The sequence below is a fragment of the Massilia sp. UYP11 genome, from assembly GCF_050434805.1.
Lineage (GTDB): Bacteria > Pseudomonadota > Gammaproteobacteria > Burkholderiales > Burkholderiaceae_D > Telluria.
This window is the reverse complement of record NZ_JBNDJE010000018.1, coordinates 38,547-52,940: the sequence shown is the minus strand read 5'-3', so window position 1 is coordinate 52,940 and position 14,394 is coordinate 38,547. Positions and strand designations below refer to the sequence as shown.

Here is a 14,394-nt window from a genome sequence, read left to right as displayed (position 1 = left end):
TCCCCTCTTCCTTTACCCGACCGTTCCCACGATCGACACGTCGCGGTTCTCGGGAATCTCGTTATACGACAGCACGTGCAGGCCCGGCGCGAACAGGCGCGCATAGCGCGCCAGCAGCGGACGCACCTGCGGCAGCACCAGCAGCAGCGGCGGCGTATGCTGCTGCTTCATCTGCTCGCGCGCCACCGGCATATTAATCTGTAATTGCGACAGCAGTTGCGGATCGATCGGGTAATTGTCCAGCACGACCTTGCCGCCGCCGTTCTGGCGCGCCTGGTTCAGGGAACCGAGCAGCATGTTTTCCAGTTCGGCCGACAGGTTAAAGGCCGGCATCTCCTTCTTCTTGCCGAACAGGGTCGAGACGATCTGGCGCCGCAGCGCGCAGCGCACCTCGGCCGCCAGCAGGATCGGATCCTTGGTCGTCTCCGAGCTGTCGAGCAAGGTGGTGGCGATCACCACGATGTCCTTCAGCGACACGCCCTCGGCCAGCAGCACGCGGAACACGCGCAGCAGCTGGGTGTGCGTCAGCGACTTTTCCAGCGCCGCGGCCAGCTTGGGCGACAAGGCGGTGAGGCGTTCCAGGATCGCCGGCACGTCTTCGTGGCGGAACAGCTCGTGCAGGTATTCGCGCACCACCTTCGAGACGTGGGTCGCGATCGCGCTCGGCACTTCGACCACCTGGTAGCCCAGGCCCAGCGCGTGCGCCTTCTGGCCTGGTTCGATCCAGGTGATGGCCATGCCGTAGGCCGGTTCGATGCCGGGGATGCCATCGAGCTCGCCGTACACGCTCGGCGACGGGATCGCCAGCAGGTGCTCGGGCATCACCTCGGCCTCGGCCACCACGGTGCCGGACAGGCTGATCGAATACTGGGTCGGGCGCAGCGCCAGGTCGTCGCGCACCGCGATCGCCGGCAGCAGCATCCCCATCTGTTCCGACAGGCTCTGGCGCACGCCCTTGACGCGCTTGACCAGCGGCTCGCCCTGGGCGCGGTCGACCATGCCGACCAGCTTGTAGCCGACCGCCACCGCCACCTGCTGCACCACCGGCAAGGCCTGCCAGTCGAGGTCGGGCGCGCGCTCGTCGCGCAGCGCGGCCTCGATTTTCGCCACGCCGTCGATGTCGGGCGCCTTGACCCGCGCGCCGACCTTCCAGCCGGCGTAGGCCAGCACGCCCGCGGCCACCGTGAAGAACATCCACGGCATGCCCGGCACGATCGCCAGCAGCAGCATGACGCCGGCCGCCGAATACAGTACGCCCGGCTGGGCCAGCACCTGGTTGCCGACCTGCTGTTCGAGATCGCCCGATTCGCCGATGCGGGTCACCAGGATCGCGGCGGCCGCCGACAGCATCAGGGCCGGGATCTGGGCCACCAGGCCGTCACCGATGGTCAACAGCGCATACACGCGGAAAGCGTCGCCCAGGGCGAGGTCGTACATCAGGGCGCCGATGGCGACGCCGCCCACCAGGTTGATGATCAGGATCAGGATCGAGGCGATCGCATCGCCGCGCACGAACTTCGAGGCGCCATCCATGGCGCCATAGAAGTCGGCTTCGGCCGCGACGTCCTTGCGCCGCGTGGTCGCCTGTTCCTGGTTGATCAGGCCCGCGTTCAGGTCGGCGTCGATCGCCATCTGCTTGCCCGGCAGGGCATCGAGCGTGAAGCGCGCCGAGACTTCCGAAATCCGTTCCGCGCCCTTGGTGACGACGATGAAGTTGACGATCATCAGGATCACGAAAATCACCAGGCCGACCACGAAGTTGCCGCCGATGACCACGTTGCCGAAGGCTTCGATCACCTGGCCGGCGGCATGCGTGCCCTCGTGGCCGTGCAGCAGCACGACGCGCGTGGAAGCGACGCTGAGCGCCAGGCGCATCAACGTGGCGCCCAGGATCACGGTCGGGAACACCGAGAAGTCGAGCGGACGCTTGGCAGTCACCGCGACCAGGATCACGATCAGCGACAGCATGATGTTGAAGGTGAACAGCACGTCGAGCAGGATCGGCGGCAGCGGCAGCATGATCATGGCCAGCAGCGCGATCAGGAATACCGGCGCGGCGAACTTGTGCCGTCGCAGCTCGCCGACGAACGCGTTGAAGGTAGTCGTAAAGTTCATGCTTGTTTCTCGCTCAGATGAGATGGGACTTCCATCTCGTTGGGGAACCGCGGGGGCGCCTGGCGCCGGCCCGTGCGGAACGCATTCAGTTGCAGCACGTAGTTCAGCACCTGCGACACAGCCTGGTACAGCTGGGCCGGGATCTGCTGCTGCACCTGGCTGGTGTTGTAGATGGCGCGCGCCAGCGGCGGCAGGGTCAGGGTCTCGACGTTGTTTTCTCGCGCCACCCGGCGGATGTACAGCGCCATCTCGTCCACGCCCTTGGCCACGACGAACGGCGCCTCGGCGCGCTCGGTGTCGTACTTGAGCGCCACCGCGTAGTGTTCCGGGTTGACGATCACGACGTCGGCGGTCGGCACCGTGCTGCGCACGCTGCGCCGGGCCAGCTGCTGCTGCAACTGGCGGATGCGCTGCTTGACCTCGGGCCGGCCCTCGTTGCTCTTGTGTTCTTCCTTCATATCCTGCTTGCTCATGCGCTGGTTGCGCATGAACAGCCAGTGCTGCACCGGCACGTCGATCAGCGCGAACACCACGAACACCGCGACCATCGCCATCAGGGCGTCGAAGGCCAGGCTGCTGCCGGCGACGACGGCTTCCGTCAGCGGCATGCGCTGCAGCTCGACGTAGGCCTTCATGCCGGCGCGCGAGACCATCCACAGCACCACGCCCAGCATGACGGCCTTGCCGGCCGAGGTGAAAAAGCCCACCCAGTGCTTTTGCGAGAACAGGTTGCCCAGGTTGGTGATGGGGCTGAAGCGGCTGAACTTGGGCTGCAGGTTCTTGCCGCTGGCGATGAGGCCGCCCGGCACCGCGCCGGCCACGATGATCGCCAGCGGAATCGCCAGCAGCGGCAGCACCATCTGCACCAGCAGCATCATGCTGGCGCCGAACACGGTCGACAGCGCGTTTTCCATGTTGCCGGCCGCGCCCATGGGCACGAACACCAGCCGGAACAGGTGGCGCAGGTCTTCCAGGTAGCCGGGCGCCATCAGCGCGAACAGCTTCAGGCTGATCAAAATGCCGACCGCGGTCGCCAGGTCGCGCGAGCGCACCACCTGGCCCTCCTGGCGCGCTTTCTTGAGCTTTTGCGCCGAGGGTTTTTCGGTCTTGTCGCCGCTGCTGTTGTTATCCGCCACGGGCCATCCTCATCTGTTCGGTCAGCATCTCCAGCACCTGGTTGGTCATCGCCACGTAGTGCTCGGGGATGAAGCGCACCAGCTGGATCAACATCAACAGGCCAAAGATCGTCACCAGCGCGAAACCCAGCGAGAACAGGTTCAGGCTGGGCGCGACCCGGTTCAGGAAACCGAAGCCCATCTGCACCACGATGGTCGAGAACACGATCGGCAGCGCCAGCAGCACGGCGGCCGCGAACACCCAGCCGACGTTGAGCGCGACCGCCTCCAGCAGCATGGGTTGGAAGCCGGCGCCGACCGGCCAGGCATGGAAGCTCTGGCCCAGCACCGCCACCAGCACCAGGTGGCCGTCGATGGCGAAGAACACCAGCATCGCCACCAGCGACATCAGGCCCGAGATCACGTCCGACACCTGGCCGTTGATCGGATCGTTCATCTGCGCCATCGAAAACCCGATCTGGCTCGAGGCCAGGAAGCCCAGCATGGTGACGGCCGCCATCGCGAACTGCAGGGCCAGGCCCAGCACGCCGCCGATCACGGCCTGCTCGAACATGGCGACCACGCCGGAGAGCGAAAACGGATCGGGAGCGGCCATGCCGGCGCGCGTGGTCAGGGGCAGCATCAGGAACGACAGCACGATCGCCAGCAGCACGCGCACCGGCATCGGGATGGCGCCGTCGCCCATCACCGGCGCGGTGACCATCATCGCCATGATGCGGCAGAACGGCCACCACAGGGCGCCGATCAGCGGCAACAGGTATCCGTACAGCTCGACGCCCATTCAACCCACCAGGGTCGCCGCGCGCTGGAACACCGAGACGCAGTAATCCATCAGCCGGGTCGTCATCCAGTGGCCGGCAAGGATCACCGCCAGCAGGGTCACCAGGAGGCGCGGCAGGAAACTCAGGGTCTGTTCGTTGATCTGGGTCGCGGCCTGGAACAGCGCCACCACCAGGCCCATGATCAGGCCCGGGATGACCAGCACCATCACCAGCAGCATCACGATCTGCAGGGCCTCGACCACCAGGTCGACGGCGATATCGGGACTCATGTTCGTCGCTCTCTCGTGTAGGAATGGCCGGCTAGTAGCCGTGGATGCTGCCCACCAGCGTGCTCACCGTCAGCGTCCAGCCGTCGACCAGCACGAACAGCAGCAGCTTGAACGGCAGCGAGATCACCAGCGGCGACAGCATCATCATGCCCATCGCCATCAGCACCGAGGCCACCACCAGGTCGATGATCAGGAACGGAATGAACAGCATGGCTCCGATCTGGAACGCGGTCTTCAGTTCGGACAGCACGAAGGCGGCCAGCTTGACCGGGAAGCTGTGCTGCTGCGGCTGCGCATATGCCGGTTCGCCCGCCAGGCGCGCGACCTGCGCCAGCGAGGTCTTGCTGGTCTGGGCCAGCATGAAGCGCGACAGGGGCACTTCGGCGATCCGCAGCGCCTGTTCCAGGCCGATCTTGTCCTGGTCGTAGGGCAGGAACGCCTCTTTCCACACCTGCTCGCCGACCGGACGCATCACCAGGATGGTCAGGATCAGGGCGATGCCGGTGATGATCCGGGTGGGCAGTCCCTGCTGCAGGCCGAGAGCCTGGCGCAGCAGCGACAGCACGATCACGAAGCGGGTGAAGCAGGTCGTCATCATGATCATCACGGGCAGCAGCCCGAGCAGGGTCATGATGACCAGGATCTGCGACTTGACGGTCATGCCGGAGCTGGTCGCATCGGCGCCCGGGATGACGCCGGCCAGCAGGTCCTGGTTCTGGGCCAGCGCCGGGGACGACAACAGCAGGCCGCCCAGCAGCGCGCCGAACAGCAGCGCGCCCATCGGCGCACTGCGGGTGACACCCGTCATGGCGCGAGCATGTCCAGGTTCAGGCCGTCCAGGTCGATCACCTTCAGGCCGTACTGCTCGCCCGCGACCACCACCTCGGCGCGCCCGATCGGGGTGCCGTTGACCTTGATCACCAGCGGCTCGCCGGCCAGCGAATCGAGCGGCAGCACCGACGACGGCTGGATCTCCATCAGTTCCTGCAGCGAGACGCGGACAGAGCCGACCTCGAGGGTCAGGGTCACCGGGATGCGCCGCATCATCTGCGGCAGCCGGCGTCCGGCATCGCGGCCGGCCGTGGGGGCCGCGCCGTCGGCGGCGTCCAGATCATCGATGATCACGTCGCCAGCCAGTTGCTCGTTGAGGTTCATGTCCATTATTCGGCGTCTTCAAATGAGGTTAAACACAGCTTGCCCTTGTGCTCGGCCACCGCGGCCGTGAACAGGCGGGAATCGTCGAGCAGGACGTCGGCGCGGCCGACCGAGACCGGGATCACGTCGCCGACCTTCAGGCCGAACAGTGTGGCGAGGGTCACTTCCTTGCTCACCAGGCGGCCTTCGAGCTTGACCTGGAGGTGCGACGCCAGCGTCTCGCGCGCCATGCGCGGCGCGCCGCGCATGCCGTTGCGGTCGGCCATCAGGCCCTGCAGCACGTGGGCCATCAGGGCGTGGTCGAGACCGATCCACAGGCGGCCTTCCGGCGCCGCCAGGCCGGGGTCGTCGGTGTCGCGCCGGCCGTACTGGGCGCGCAGCACGGCGCGGATCACCCAGCCGGCCTTGCTTGGCGCGCCGGCCGGCACGATCGAGGCGCCGGCCCTGGCCGGCTGCGGCGCGGCCGCAGGCGCGGCGGCGCCGGCCGCGGCCAGCCCGTGCGCCACTTGCTCGTCGAGCAGCCGCGCCACCTGCTGGGCCAGGGTCGCGGCCAGGCGCTCCTCGGTGGCGGTCACACGCTCGAGACCGGGGTCGCGCTGTGGCGCGGCAGTCGCCCCCTGCGGCGCGCCCTGCGTGCGGCGCGCATAGCGGCCTTCGAGCAGGTCCAGCAGCAGGCTGCGTTCGAAAGCGACGGCGGACACGCCATACGGACCGTTCAAGCCCAGCCAGCGCAGCGCGCGGTCATCGGGGGCGCGCTCGAAGGCGAGGCTCTCGAGACGGAAGGCGCCCCAATAGCGGCGTCCTCCCGGAGAAACCATCGCAGCGGCGAGCGCCTCGGCCAGGCGCGCCGCGAAGGCCGGCAACAGATGCACCGGCCGCCCCAGCAGGCAGGGGTCGAGCACCTGGAAATCGCGTGCACGATCTGGTTGATTTATCGACATGTTTGTTGACTAAGTGTTACGTTTCGATAGCAGCTTTTCATTCTCCACGGCAACAATTATACAGGGAAGTCTTCCGCAGAAGCTTTGACATTCTTCTTTGATTTCCAACTTGCCGTACGGTAATATCGTACTGTCGCATCGCAACAACCGGCCCCGCTTCCCGGCTTCTCAGAGGAGAGAATGGGTTCCAGAACACGAAACAAACAGTAAAAACAAACGTTCGTTCGTTGACCGATGTTTAAGAATTAAAAGACTCACCGGGCTGGCAAAAGCCGAAAAATCGCACATTTTTGTCGCTCGCAAACAACAACGCTTTTACATGGGAACCACGATGGCAACTGAACTTGCCGGCTTGATCCGGGCCGACCTGGCACAACTGACCAACGACGCGAACCGCCTGGCGATCGCGCCCGCTAACCCCTTCGACGCCCCCGGCGCCGATGCCGGAAACGCCTTTTCCTTCACCCAGGCGATGAAGCAGGCCATCGCCAACGTCGATGCCCAGGACCAGGCGGCGGGCGCGCGCGTGGCCGCCGTCGAATCCGGCAAGAGCGACGACCTGGTCGGCGCCATGCTGGCCAGCCAGCAAGCCAGCCTGTCGTTCTCGATGCTGATGCAAGTACGCAATAAGGTCATGACGGCCGTCGACGAGCTGATCAAGCTCCCGGTCTAACCATTCAGCGAAACTTCCCGTGATTTCCTCTCTCAAGTCCGCCTTCGGCGGCAAGCTGGCCCTGCCCTCGCTGCCGCCGCTGCTGCGCAACAACCTGCCGCTGATGCTCGGCCTGGCCGTGGCGCTCACCGCCGCCGTCATGATGTACCTGTGGCAGGACCAGTCCAGCTACAAGCCGGTGTTCGGCGCGCGCGAAAAAGTCGTCGCCGCCGACATGATGACCGTGCTCGAAGCCGAGCAGATTCCTTATCGCATCCATCCCGAGAGCGGCCAGGTGATGGTGCCGGCGTCGGCGCTGGGCAAGGTGCGCATGCTGCTGGCCGCCAAGGGCGTGACCGCCCAGCTGCCGGCCGGCCTGGAACTGATGGACCGCAACGATCCGCTGGGCGTGTCGCAGTTCGTGCAGGACGTGCGCTTCCGGCGCGGCCTGGAAGGCGAGCTGGCGCAAAGCATCCTGACCATGGACGCCATCGCTTCGGCCCGGGTTCACCTGGCGATCGCCAAGACCAGCTCCTTCGTGACCGCCAATACCGATGGCAACTCGGCCTCGGTGATGGTCTCGGTGAAGCCCGGCCGCGCGCTGTCGAACGAACAGGTGGCGGCGATCGTCAACCTGGTCTCGGGCAGCGTGCCAGGCCTTCAGCCGCAGCGCGTGTCGCTGGTCGACCAGGCCGGCAACCTGCTGTCCTCGCGGGTCGACCTGGAGGATGGCTTCGAGGGCGCGACGCAGGGCGATGCAGCCTCGAAGCGCTACACCGACGAGGTGCGCGCCAATGTCAACGACCTGCTGGCGCCGATCCTGGGCGTGAACAACTACAAGCTCAGCGTCACCGCCGCGGTCGACAACGACCGCATCCAGGAGACCCAGGAAAAATACGGCGAAGCGCCGAAGGTCACCAGCGAAGCGATGCGCGAGGAGATGGAAAAGAACCGCATGACGGTGGGCGTGCCCGGCACCCTGTCGAACCGCGCGCCGGCGCCGGCCAACCCCGATGCGCTCGACACCGAGGCGCCGGGCGCGAACGACGATGACGGCAGCGCGCGCAAGAACGCCACCACCCGCCAGTACGCCTACGACCGCGCGATCACCCAGATCAAGCGCGAACGCGGCCGCCTCAAGAAGCTGTCGGTGGCGGTGGTGCTGAACAATGCCAGCGCCGCCAATGGTCAGGCCTGGACCGCGGCCGAGCTGGCCAACATCAAGACCATCCTGGCCGGCGGCCTGGGCATCGACGCCGCGCGCGGCGACGTGCTGGCCGTGTCGAGCCTGAGCTTCCCGGCCGCGCCGGTCGCCCAGGAATGGTGGCAGGAGCGCGACAACGTGGTCGACATGACCAGCTACGCCCTGTGGGCGCTGGGCGCGATCCTGGCTTACTTCCTGCTGGCGCGCCCGCTGCTGCGCGCTGTCACCACGCGCCTGGCGCCGCAGCAGCCGCCGCTGGCGCCGGCCACCGCGGCCCTGCCGGGCGCCCCCGGCGCCGCTGCTACGCCTGCCGGCGCGCTGCCGGCCGGCGTGGCCGCCCTCGGCGCGCCGGACGCCGCCACGGCCGCCAGCCCCGGCGCCGTGGTCCCGCTGCTCGAGAACTACGACCTGCCGCCGAGCGGTTCCGCGGTGGACGTCATGGTCGATCACCTGAAGATCCTGGCCGGCAAGGAGCCTGAGCGCGTTGCCGAAGTCGTCAAACAATGGGTACAGAAAAAACATGGCCGACCAGAATAATTACGAGGACGACGACGCCGTCGTCCTGAGCCCGGTCGAACAGGCCGCGATCGTGCTGCTGTCGATCGGCGAGGAGCAGGCTGCGGCCGTGCTGCGCTGCCTGGAACGGGACGAATTGATGGAACTGACCCAGGTCATGTCGCGCATGAGCGGCATCAAGGTCGATGCCGTCAAGTCGGCGCTCCAGTCCTTCTTCGACGACTACCGCCAGCAGAGCGGCCTGCACGGCGCCTCGCGCAGCTACCTCAAGCGCTCGCTCGACCTGGCGCTGGGCAGCGACATCGCCAACAGCGTGCTCAACACGATCTATGGCGATGCGATCCGCCCGAAGATGGCGCGCCTGCAATACGCGTCGCCGCGCTGGCTGGCCGAATTCGTCTCGAGCGAGCACGTGCAGATGCAGGCCGTGTTCCTGGCCTTCCTGCCGCCGGCGCTGGCTTCCCAGATCCTGGAGGCGCTGCCGGTCGAGGGCCGTGAGCTGGTATTGCTGAACATGGCGCGCCTCGACGAGATCGACCGCGACGTGCTGCACGAACTCGAAGAGCTGGTCCACCGCTGCCTGGCCGCGCTGGATACGCAAAGCGCCAGCGTGGAAGGCGTGCGCCAGGTCGCCGACATCCTCAACCGCCTGCAGGACAACCGCGCCGGCATGGTCGAACTGCTGCGCGCCCACGATCCGGAAGTGGTGTCGCAGATCGAGATGTCGATGTACGACTTCTTCATCCTGTCGCGCCAGACCGAACAGGTCATCACCCGCCTGCTCGACGACGTGCCGCTGGAACAGTGGGCGATCGCGCTCAAGGGCGCCGAGGCGCCGCTGCGCGACGCCATCCTGGCCGCGATGCCACGCCGCCAGGCCCAGAGCTTCGAAGACCTGATGCGCCGTTCGGGCCCGGTCCCGATGTCGCGCATCGAGCAGACCCGCCGCGAAATCATGGCCACCGTCAAGCAACTGGCCGACGCCGGCGAAATCGACATCCAGCTGTTTGCCGAGGCGACCGCGGAATGAAGCAGTTCAGGTCCTATCACTTCCCGCCGCTGCACCAGTTCGGCGCCGCGCGCCCGGCTGGCTCCAGCGGCGTGGGCTCGCAGGAAGAATGGCAGGGCGCCCTGGCCGACGGCTACCGCCAGGGCCAGCGCGAGGGCTATGAGGCCGGCCTCGACCAGGGCCGCGCCGAAGGCTATCCGCGCGGCGAGGCCGAAGGCCGCGAGCGCGGGATGGAAGAAGGCCGCGCCGTCGCGCTGGCGCGCTTCGACGAGCTGGCGCGCCCGGTCGAGGCCATGCTCCAGGGCCTGACCCAGCTGAAGGCCGACCTGCGCGCGGCCCAGCGCAACGAAGTCGTCGAACTGGTCGGCAAGATCGCACGCCAGGTGATCCGCGCCGAACTGGCGCTGCAGCCGGTGCAGCTGCTGGCCCTGGTGGAAGAAGCGCTGTCCGTGATGCCGCCTTCGCGCGACGAGGTCGAGGTTTTCCTCAACCCCGAAGAACTGCGCCGGGTGCAGGAACTCGATCCCAAGCGCGCGCGCACCTGGACCCTGCTGCCCGACCCGGCCCTGGAACCCGGCGAGTGCCGCGTGCGCTCGGGCGACAACGAGGTCGACGCTGGCTGCCAGGGCCGCCTGGCGGCGGTGATGGAGCAGGTCCATGAGCAGCTCATGATGGAAGAGCCGACGGCATGATGGCCCTGGCCGACAGTCTGCGCGCGGTCGACATCGGCGCGGTGCCGGTGGCGACGCCGACCGGGCGCCTGGTGGGCGCCCAGGGACTCCTGCTGGAGTCCGTCGGCTGCCGCCTGCACACCGGCCAGCGCTGCCGCATCGAGACCGTCGACGGCGAGTGGCTCGACGCCCAGGTGGTGGGCTTTCGCGACAAGGTTTCGTACCTGATGCCGTTCAAGAAGGCGACCGGCTTGTCCACCGGCGCGCGGGTGCTGCCCACGCCCGACAAGAGCGAACTGATGATCGGCCCTTCCTGGCTTGGCCGCATGGTCAACGGCCTGGGCGAGCCGATCGACGGCCTGGGCCGCCTTGGCGGCGACCAGCCGCTGTCGACCGCCCCGCCGCGCGTCAATCCGCTGAAGAAGGCGCCGGTCGAGGAGCCGCTCGACGTCGGCGTGCGCGCCATCAACGCCATGCTCACCATCGGCAAAGGGCAGCGCGTCGGCCTGATGGCCGGCTCCGGGGTCGGCAAGTCGGTGCTGCTGGGCCTGATCACGCGCCAGACCGTGGCCGACGTGATCGTGGTCGGCCTGATCGGCGAGCGTAACCGCGAGGTGCGCGAATTCGTCGAGCGCTCGCTCGGCCCCGAAGGCCTGAAACGCGCCGTACTGGTGGTGGCGCCGGCCGACGAAAGTCCGCTGATGCGCGTGATGGCGACCGAGATGTGCCACGCGGTCGCCGCCCACTTCCGCGACCGTGGCCTGAACGTATTGCTGCTGTGCGATTCGCTGACCCGCTATGCGATGGCGCTGCGCGAAGTGGCGCTGTCGCTCGGCGAGCCGCCGGCCACGCGCGGCTATCCGCCCTCGGTGTTTTCGAACATGCCACAGCTGGTCGAATCGGCCGGCAATGGCGAACACCCGCAAGGCAGCATGAGCGCCATCTATACGGTGCTGGCCGAGGGCGACGACCAGCAGGATCCGGTGGTGGACTCGGCGCGCGCGATCCTCGACGGTCACATCGTGCTGACCCGCGAACTGGCCGAGCGCGGCCACTATCCGGCGATCGACGTCGCCCAGTCGATCTCGCGCTGCATGGCCCAGGTGGTGTCGCAGGAGCACACGCTGGCCGCGCGCAAGCTGAAAGCCGCGATGGCGCGCCATGCGCGCGTGCGCGACCTGATTCCGCTCGGGGCCTATGTGCCGGGCGCCGATCCGGAAACCGACCGCGCGGTGCAGCTGCAGCCGCGGATCGAAGCCTTCCTGTGCCAGGGCACGCGCGAGGAAGCGCCGATGGATGGCTGCGTCGCCGCCCTGAAGGAGATGATGGCATGAAGCGCGAACAGACGATCCGGAGCCTGGACACCCTGGTGCAGCTGCGCTCGACCCAGGTCGACCGCCTGCAGGCCGATCTGGCCAGCCAGGAAGCGACCCGGGCGCGCTACCAGGTCAACCTGGAGCGCCTGGCGCGGCTGGCCGAAGGCAGCGGCGCGTCCGGCGCCAGGCTGGCGCTCAACCCGGCGCTGGCGCTGAACTGCGGCGCCTACAAGCAGGGCGTGCTGGCGCTGGCCGACAGCCATCGCGTCGACCTGTCGCTGCACGAAGCGAACATGGCGGTGGCGCAGGGCCGCCTGAAGGACGCCTGGGTGCGGCGCGAGCTGCTGGGCAAGGTGCTGGTGCGCGAGCAGGATGCGCTGGCAATCGAACAAGAGCGCGCCACCAGAAAGCGCGAAGACGACGTCGCCACGCAATCGTGGATGGCTGGAAAAACGGGCGGCCTGGCCGCAGCATGAACGACCCATACGAATAAACCAAGGAGCAATTCATGGCAACTGCAATCACGGCACCATCCTACGATCCGATTCCGACCGCGAACGATCTGGCCGACAAGTACATCGCGTCGCGCCAGTCCATCCTGAACGCGCAGAAGGCGGCCGCCAATGCCGCCGAAAAAGGCCTGTCCGACCTGGGTTCGGCGCTGACCTCGTTCCAGACCAGCCTGGCCGCGCTTACCGGCCTGAACAAGACTGTGTATGCGCAGTCGGCAACCTTCGGCGACACCACCATCGGCAGCGCCACCGCCACCGCCACCGCCGCGGCCGGCACCTATTCCTTCTTCGTCAAGCAACTGGCCGCCGCCAGCCAGGTGTCGTATGCCGGCTTGGGCAACGCCACCAATGTCAGCGGCAAGCTGACCATTGAAATGGGCGGCGCCAGCGGGACGTCCTTCGAGGTCGACCTGGGCGCCACACCCCGCGATCTGACCCCACGCGAACTGGCGACCGCGATCAACAGCGCCCAGGGCAACGCCGGCAAGGTGATGGCCTCGGTGGTCAATACCGGCAACGGCACCTCGGAGCTGGTGCTCACGGCCAAGGACACCGGCCTGGCTTCGAAGATCACGGTCGATGCCTCCAACCTGCAAGGCACGCTCACCGCCGGCACGCTCGCCGACAAGTTCGACGCCGCCAACCTGCGCACGGTGGTCGCGGCGTCCGATGCCGAAATCCATGTCGGCGCCGAAGGCGGGACCCCGATTATCCAGGCCAGCAACATCTTCACCGCCATCGATGGCGTCAAGATGACCTTCACCAAGGCCCAGGCCAGCGGCGACGCGGCGGTCAGCTTGACCGTGGCGCCGGACGACAAGGGCACCATCGCCAATGTCCAGGCTTTCGTCGATGCCTTCAACAAGCTCAAGGGTACCCTGACCAAGTTAACCGCCGGCAACGACCCTGCCACCGCGGCCGACGACGGCGCCTTTGCCCGCGACAGCGGCGTGCGCGCGCTGAGCGATCGACTGGCGGCCCTGCTGCGTCCGGGCACCGGCGAATCGCTGGCCACCTACGGCATCATCGCCACCCGCAGCGGCACCCTCGAAGTGAACACCGATCGCCTTCTGGCCCAGCTGGCGCGCAATCCGAACGGCCTGGATGCCGTGATCGGTTCGGCCTCGATCAGCGCCCCGACCGGCATCGCCGGTGAGCTCGACAAGTACGTGAAGACCTGGAGCAACGGCGTCGACGGGCAGATCAAGCTGCGCCGCGACCAGAACGGCATCAAGCAAGCCCGGATGACCGATCGCCAGGCCACGCTCGACATGCAGCACAAGTCGGCCTACGACCGCTACCTGCGCCAGTTCACGCAACTGCAAGCCATGCAGGGCGTCATGAACCATAACGTGTCGCTGTTCGACGCCCTGTTCGGCAACAGCAAAGACTAAACGAAAGCCAGACATCATGTCCTATCAGGAAGCCTACGGCAGCTACCACGCCGTCAACCTGGACGCGCAGACCTCGCGCGCCTCGCCGGTGGAGCTGGTCCTGCTGCTGACCGACGGCCTGCTCGACGAGCTGGCGCGCGCCCGCGCCCATATCGTCGCGCGCCGTTACGAAGCCAAGGCGATCAGCATCGACAAATGCATCGAGATCATCAATGGTCTGTCGAGCTCGCTCGACTTCGACGGCGGCGGCGAGACCGTGGCCAACCTGGCCAATATCTATGAATTCTGCGCCGCCCGCCTGCACGGCGCCGGGATCAAGCTCGACCCCACCATGGTCGATGATGTGATCGGGGTGCTGACCACCATCCGCCAGGGCTGGAAAGGTGTACAGGAACGCAATGGATAGGACCGCCGCCATCGACGGCCTGGCCGGGCGCCTGAACGATGCCGCTACGCGCGCCGACTGGAGCCTGCTGGAGCTGGCCGTGCGCGAGCTGGGGCCGCAGGTGCAAACGCTGGCCGAGCGCGGCGCCTGGAACGAGCGCGAACGCGCCGCCCTGGCCGGCCTGCGCGCGGCCCACGATGGCGCCGCCAGCGCGGCCGCCGCCGCCACCACGCAGCTGCAAGCGCAGCTGGGCGAGATGCGCGACAACAAGGAAGGCTGGATAGCCTATGCCCTCGCGGGCGAACTCGAAGCAGGTAGCACCCAATAATGAATTTCT

The 14,394-nt window shown here is 67.2% G+C and carries 16 protein-coding genes; 9 read left to right on the top strand and 7 right to left on the bottom strand.

Annotated elements, in window-relative coordinates:
- Positions 1–12: 12 nt before the first annotated feature.
- The 7 genes from ABIB38_RS19605 to ABIB38_RS19575 are packed head-to-tail and all read right to left on the bottom strand — an operon-like array spanning position 13 to position 6,398.
- The gene (locus tag ABIB38_RS19605; RefSeq protein WP_429206384.1) at positions 13–2,115 is read right to left on the bottom strand and encodes a flagellar biosynthesis protein FlhA; all 2,103 of its coding nucleotides are present in this window, start codon (positions 2,113–2,115) and stop codon (positions 13–15) included.
- Complete coding sequence (gene flhB, locus ABIB38_RS19600; protein ID WP_429206383.1) at positions 2,112–3,251, bottom strand: flagellar type III secretion system protein FlhB; 1,140 nt, start codon at positions 3,249–3,251, stop codon at positions 2,112–2,114. Before flhB ends, ABIB38_RS19605 begins: the two co-directional genes overlap by 4 nt.
- Positions 3,241–4,032 carry a flagellar biosynthetic protein FliR gene (gene fliR / locus ABIB38_RS19595; RefSeq protein ID WP_429206382.1) on the bottom strand — a complete coding sequence of 264 codons (792 nt, stop codon included), beginning with the start codon at positions 4,030–4,032 and terminating at the stop codon, positions 3,241–3,243. The genes flhB and fliR overlap by 11 nt, the downstream gene beginning before the upstream one ends.
- Entirely contained in the window at positions 4,033–4,302 is a 270-nt protein-coding gene (gene fliQ, locus ABIB38_RS19590; RefSeq protein ID WP_429206381.1) for a flagellar biosynthesis protein FliQ, read from the bottom strand.
- 31 nt (positions 4,303–4,333) lie between these two features.
- Entirely contained in the window at positions 4,334–5,110 is a 777-nt protein-coding gene (gene fliP, locus ABIB38_RS19585) for a flagellar type III secretion system pore protein FliP (RefSeq protein WP_429206380.1), read from the bottom strand.
- On the bottom strand, positions 5,107–5,457 hold the full coding sequence (locus tag ABIB38_RS19580; protein WP_429206379.1) for a FliM/FliN family flagellar motor switch protein: 351 nt from the start codon (positions 5,455–5,457) through the stop codon (positions 5,107–5,109). Before ABIB38_RS19580 ends, fliP begins: the two co-directional genes overlap by 4 nt.
- A 5-nt stretch (positions 5,458–5,462) precedes the next feature.
- The gene (locus ABIB38_RS19575) at positions 5,463–6,398 is read right to left on the bottom strand and encodes a FliM/FliN family flagellar motor switch protein (RefSeq protein ID WP_429206378.1); all 936 of its coding nucleotides are present in this window, start codon (positions 6,396–6,398) and stop codon (positions 5,463–5,465) included.
- Between the two features lie 331 nt (positions 6,399–6,729).
- On the opposite strand from ABIB38_RS19575, the gene ABIB38_RS19570 reads away from it, so the two are divergent.
- Genes ABIB38_RS19570 through ABIB38_RS19530 form a run of 9 tightly spaced genes read left to right on the top strand, consistent with a single transcriptional unit; the run spans position 6,730 to position 14,385 of the window.
- The gene (locus ABIB38_RS19570) at positions 6,730–7,071 is read left to right on the top strand and encodes a flagellar hook-basal body complex protein FliE (protein WP_429206377.1); all 342 of its coding nucleotides are present in this window, start codon (positions 6,730–6,732) and stop codon (positions 7,069–7,071) included.
- A gap of 19 nt (positions 7,072–7,090) precedes the next feature.
- A complete protein-coding gene (gene fliF, locus ABIB38_RS19565) occupies positions 7,091–8,791 on the top strand; it encodes a flagellar basal-body MS-ring/collar protein FliF (protein ID WP_429206376.1) in 1,701 nt (566 codons plus the stop codon).
- A complete protein-coding gene (locus tag ABIB38_RS19560; RefSeq protein ID WP_429206375.1) occupies positions 8,775–9,800 on the top strand; it encodes a FliG C-terminal domain-containing protein in 1,026 nt (341 codons plus the stop codon). The genes fliF and ABIB38_RS19560 overlap by 17 nt, the downstream gene beginning before the upstream one ends.
- Complete coding sequence (fliH, locus tag ABIB38_RS19555) at positions 9,797–10,471, top strand: flagellar assembly protein FliH (RefSeq protein ID WP_429206374.1); 675 nt, start codon at positions 9,797–9,799, stop codon at positions 10,469–10,471. The genes ABIB38_RS19560 and fliH overlap by 4 nt, the downstream gene beginning before the upstream one ends.
- Positions 10,468–11,784 (top strand): flagellar protein export ATPase FliI, encoded by a 1,317-nt coding sequence (gene fliI, locus ABIB38_RS19550; RefSeq protein WP_429206373.1) that lies wholly within the window; start codon positions 10,468–10,470, stop codon positions 11,782–11,784. Before fliH ends, fliI begins: the two co-directional genes overlap by 4 nt.
- Positions 11,781–12,242, top strand: coding sequence for a flagellar export protein FliJ (locus ABIB38_RS19545; RefSeq protein ID WP_429206372.1), 462 nt, complete (start codon positions 11,781–11,783; stop codon positions 12,240–12,242). Before fliI ends, ABIB38_RS19545 begins: the two co-directional genes overlap by 4 nt.
- Before the next feature lie 32 nt (positions 12,243–12,274).
- Positions 12,275–13,672 (top strand): flagellar filament capping protein FliD, encoded by a 1,398-nt coding sequence (fliD, locus tag ABIB38_RS19540; RefSeq protein WP_429206371.1) that lies wholly within the window; start codon positions 12,275–12,277, stop codon positions 13,670–13,672.
- A 16-nt stretch (positions 13,673–13,688) separates the two neighbouring features.
- A complete protein-coding gene (fliS, locus tag ABIB38_RS19535; RefSeq protein ID WP_429206370.1) occupies positions 13,689–14,078 on the top strand; it encodes a flagellar export chaperone FliS in 390 nt (129 codons plus the stop codon).
- Complete coding sequence (locus ABIB38_RS19530) at positions 14,071–14,385, top strand: hypothetical protein (protein ID WP_429206369.1); 315 nt, start codon at positions 14,071–14,073, stop codon at positions 14,383–14,385. The genes fliS and ABIB38_RS19530 overlap by 8 nt, the downstream gene beginning before the upstream one ends.
- Positions 14,386–14,394: the final 9 nt, after the last annotated feature.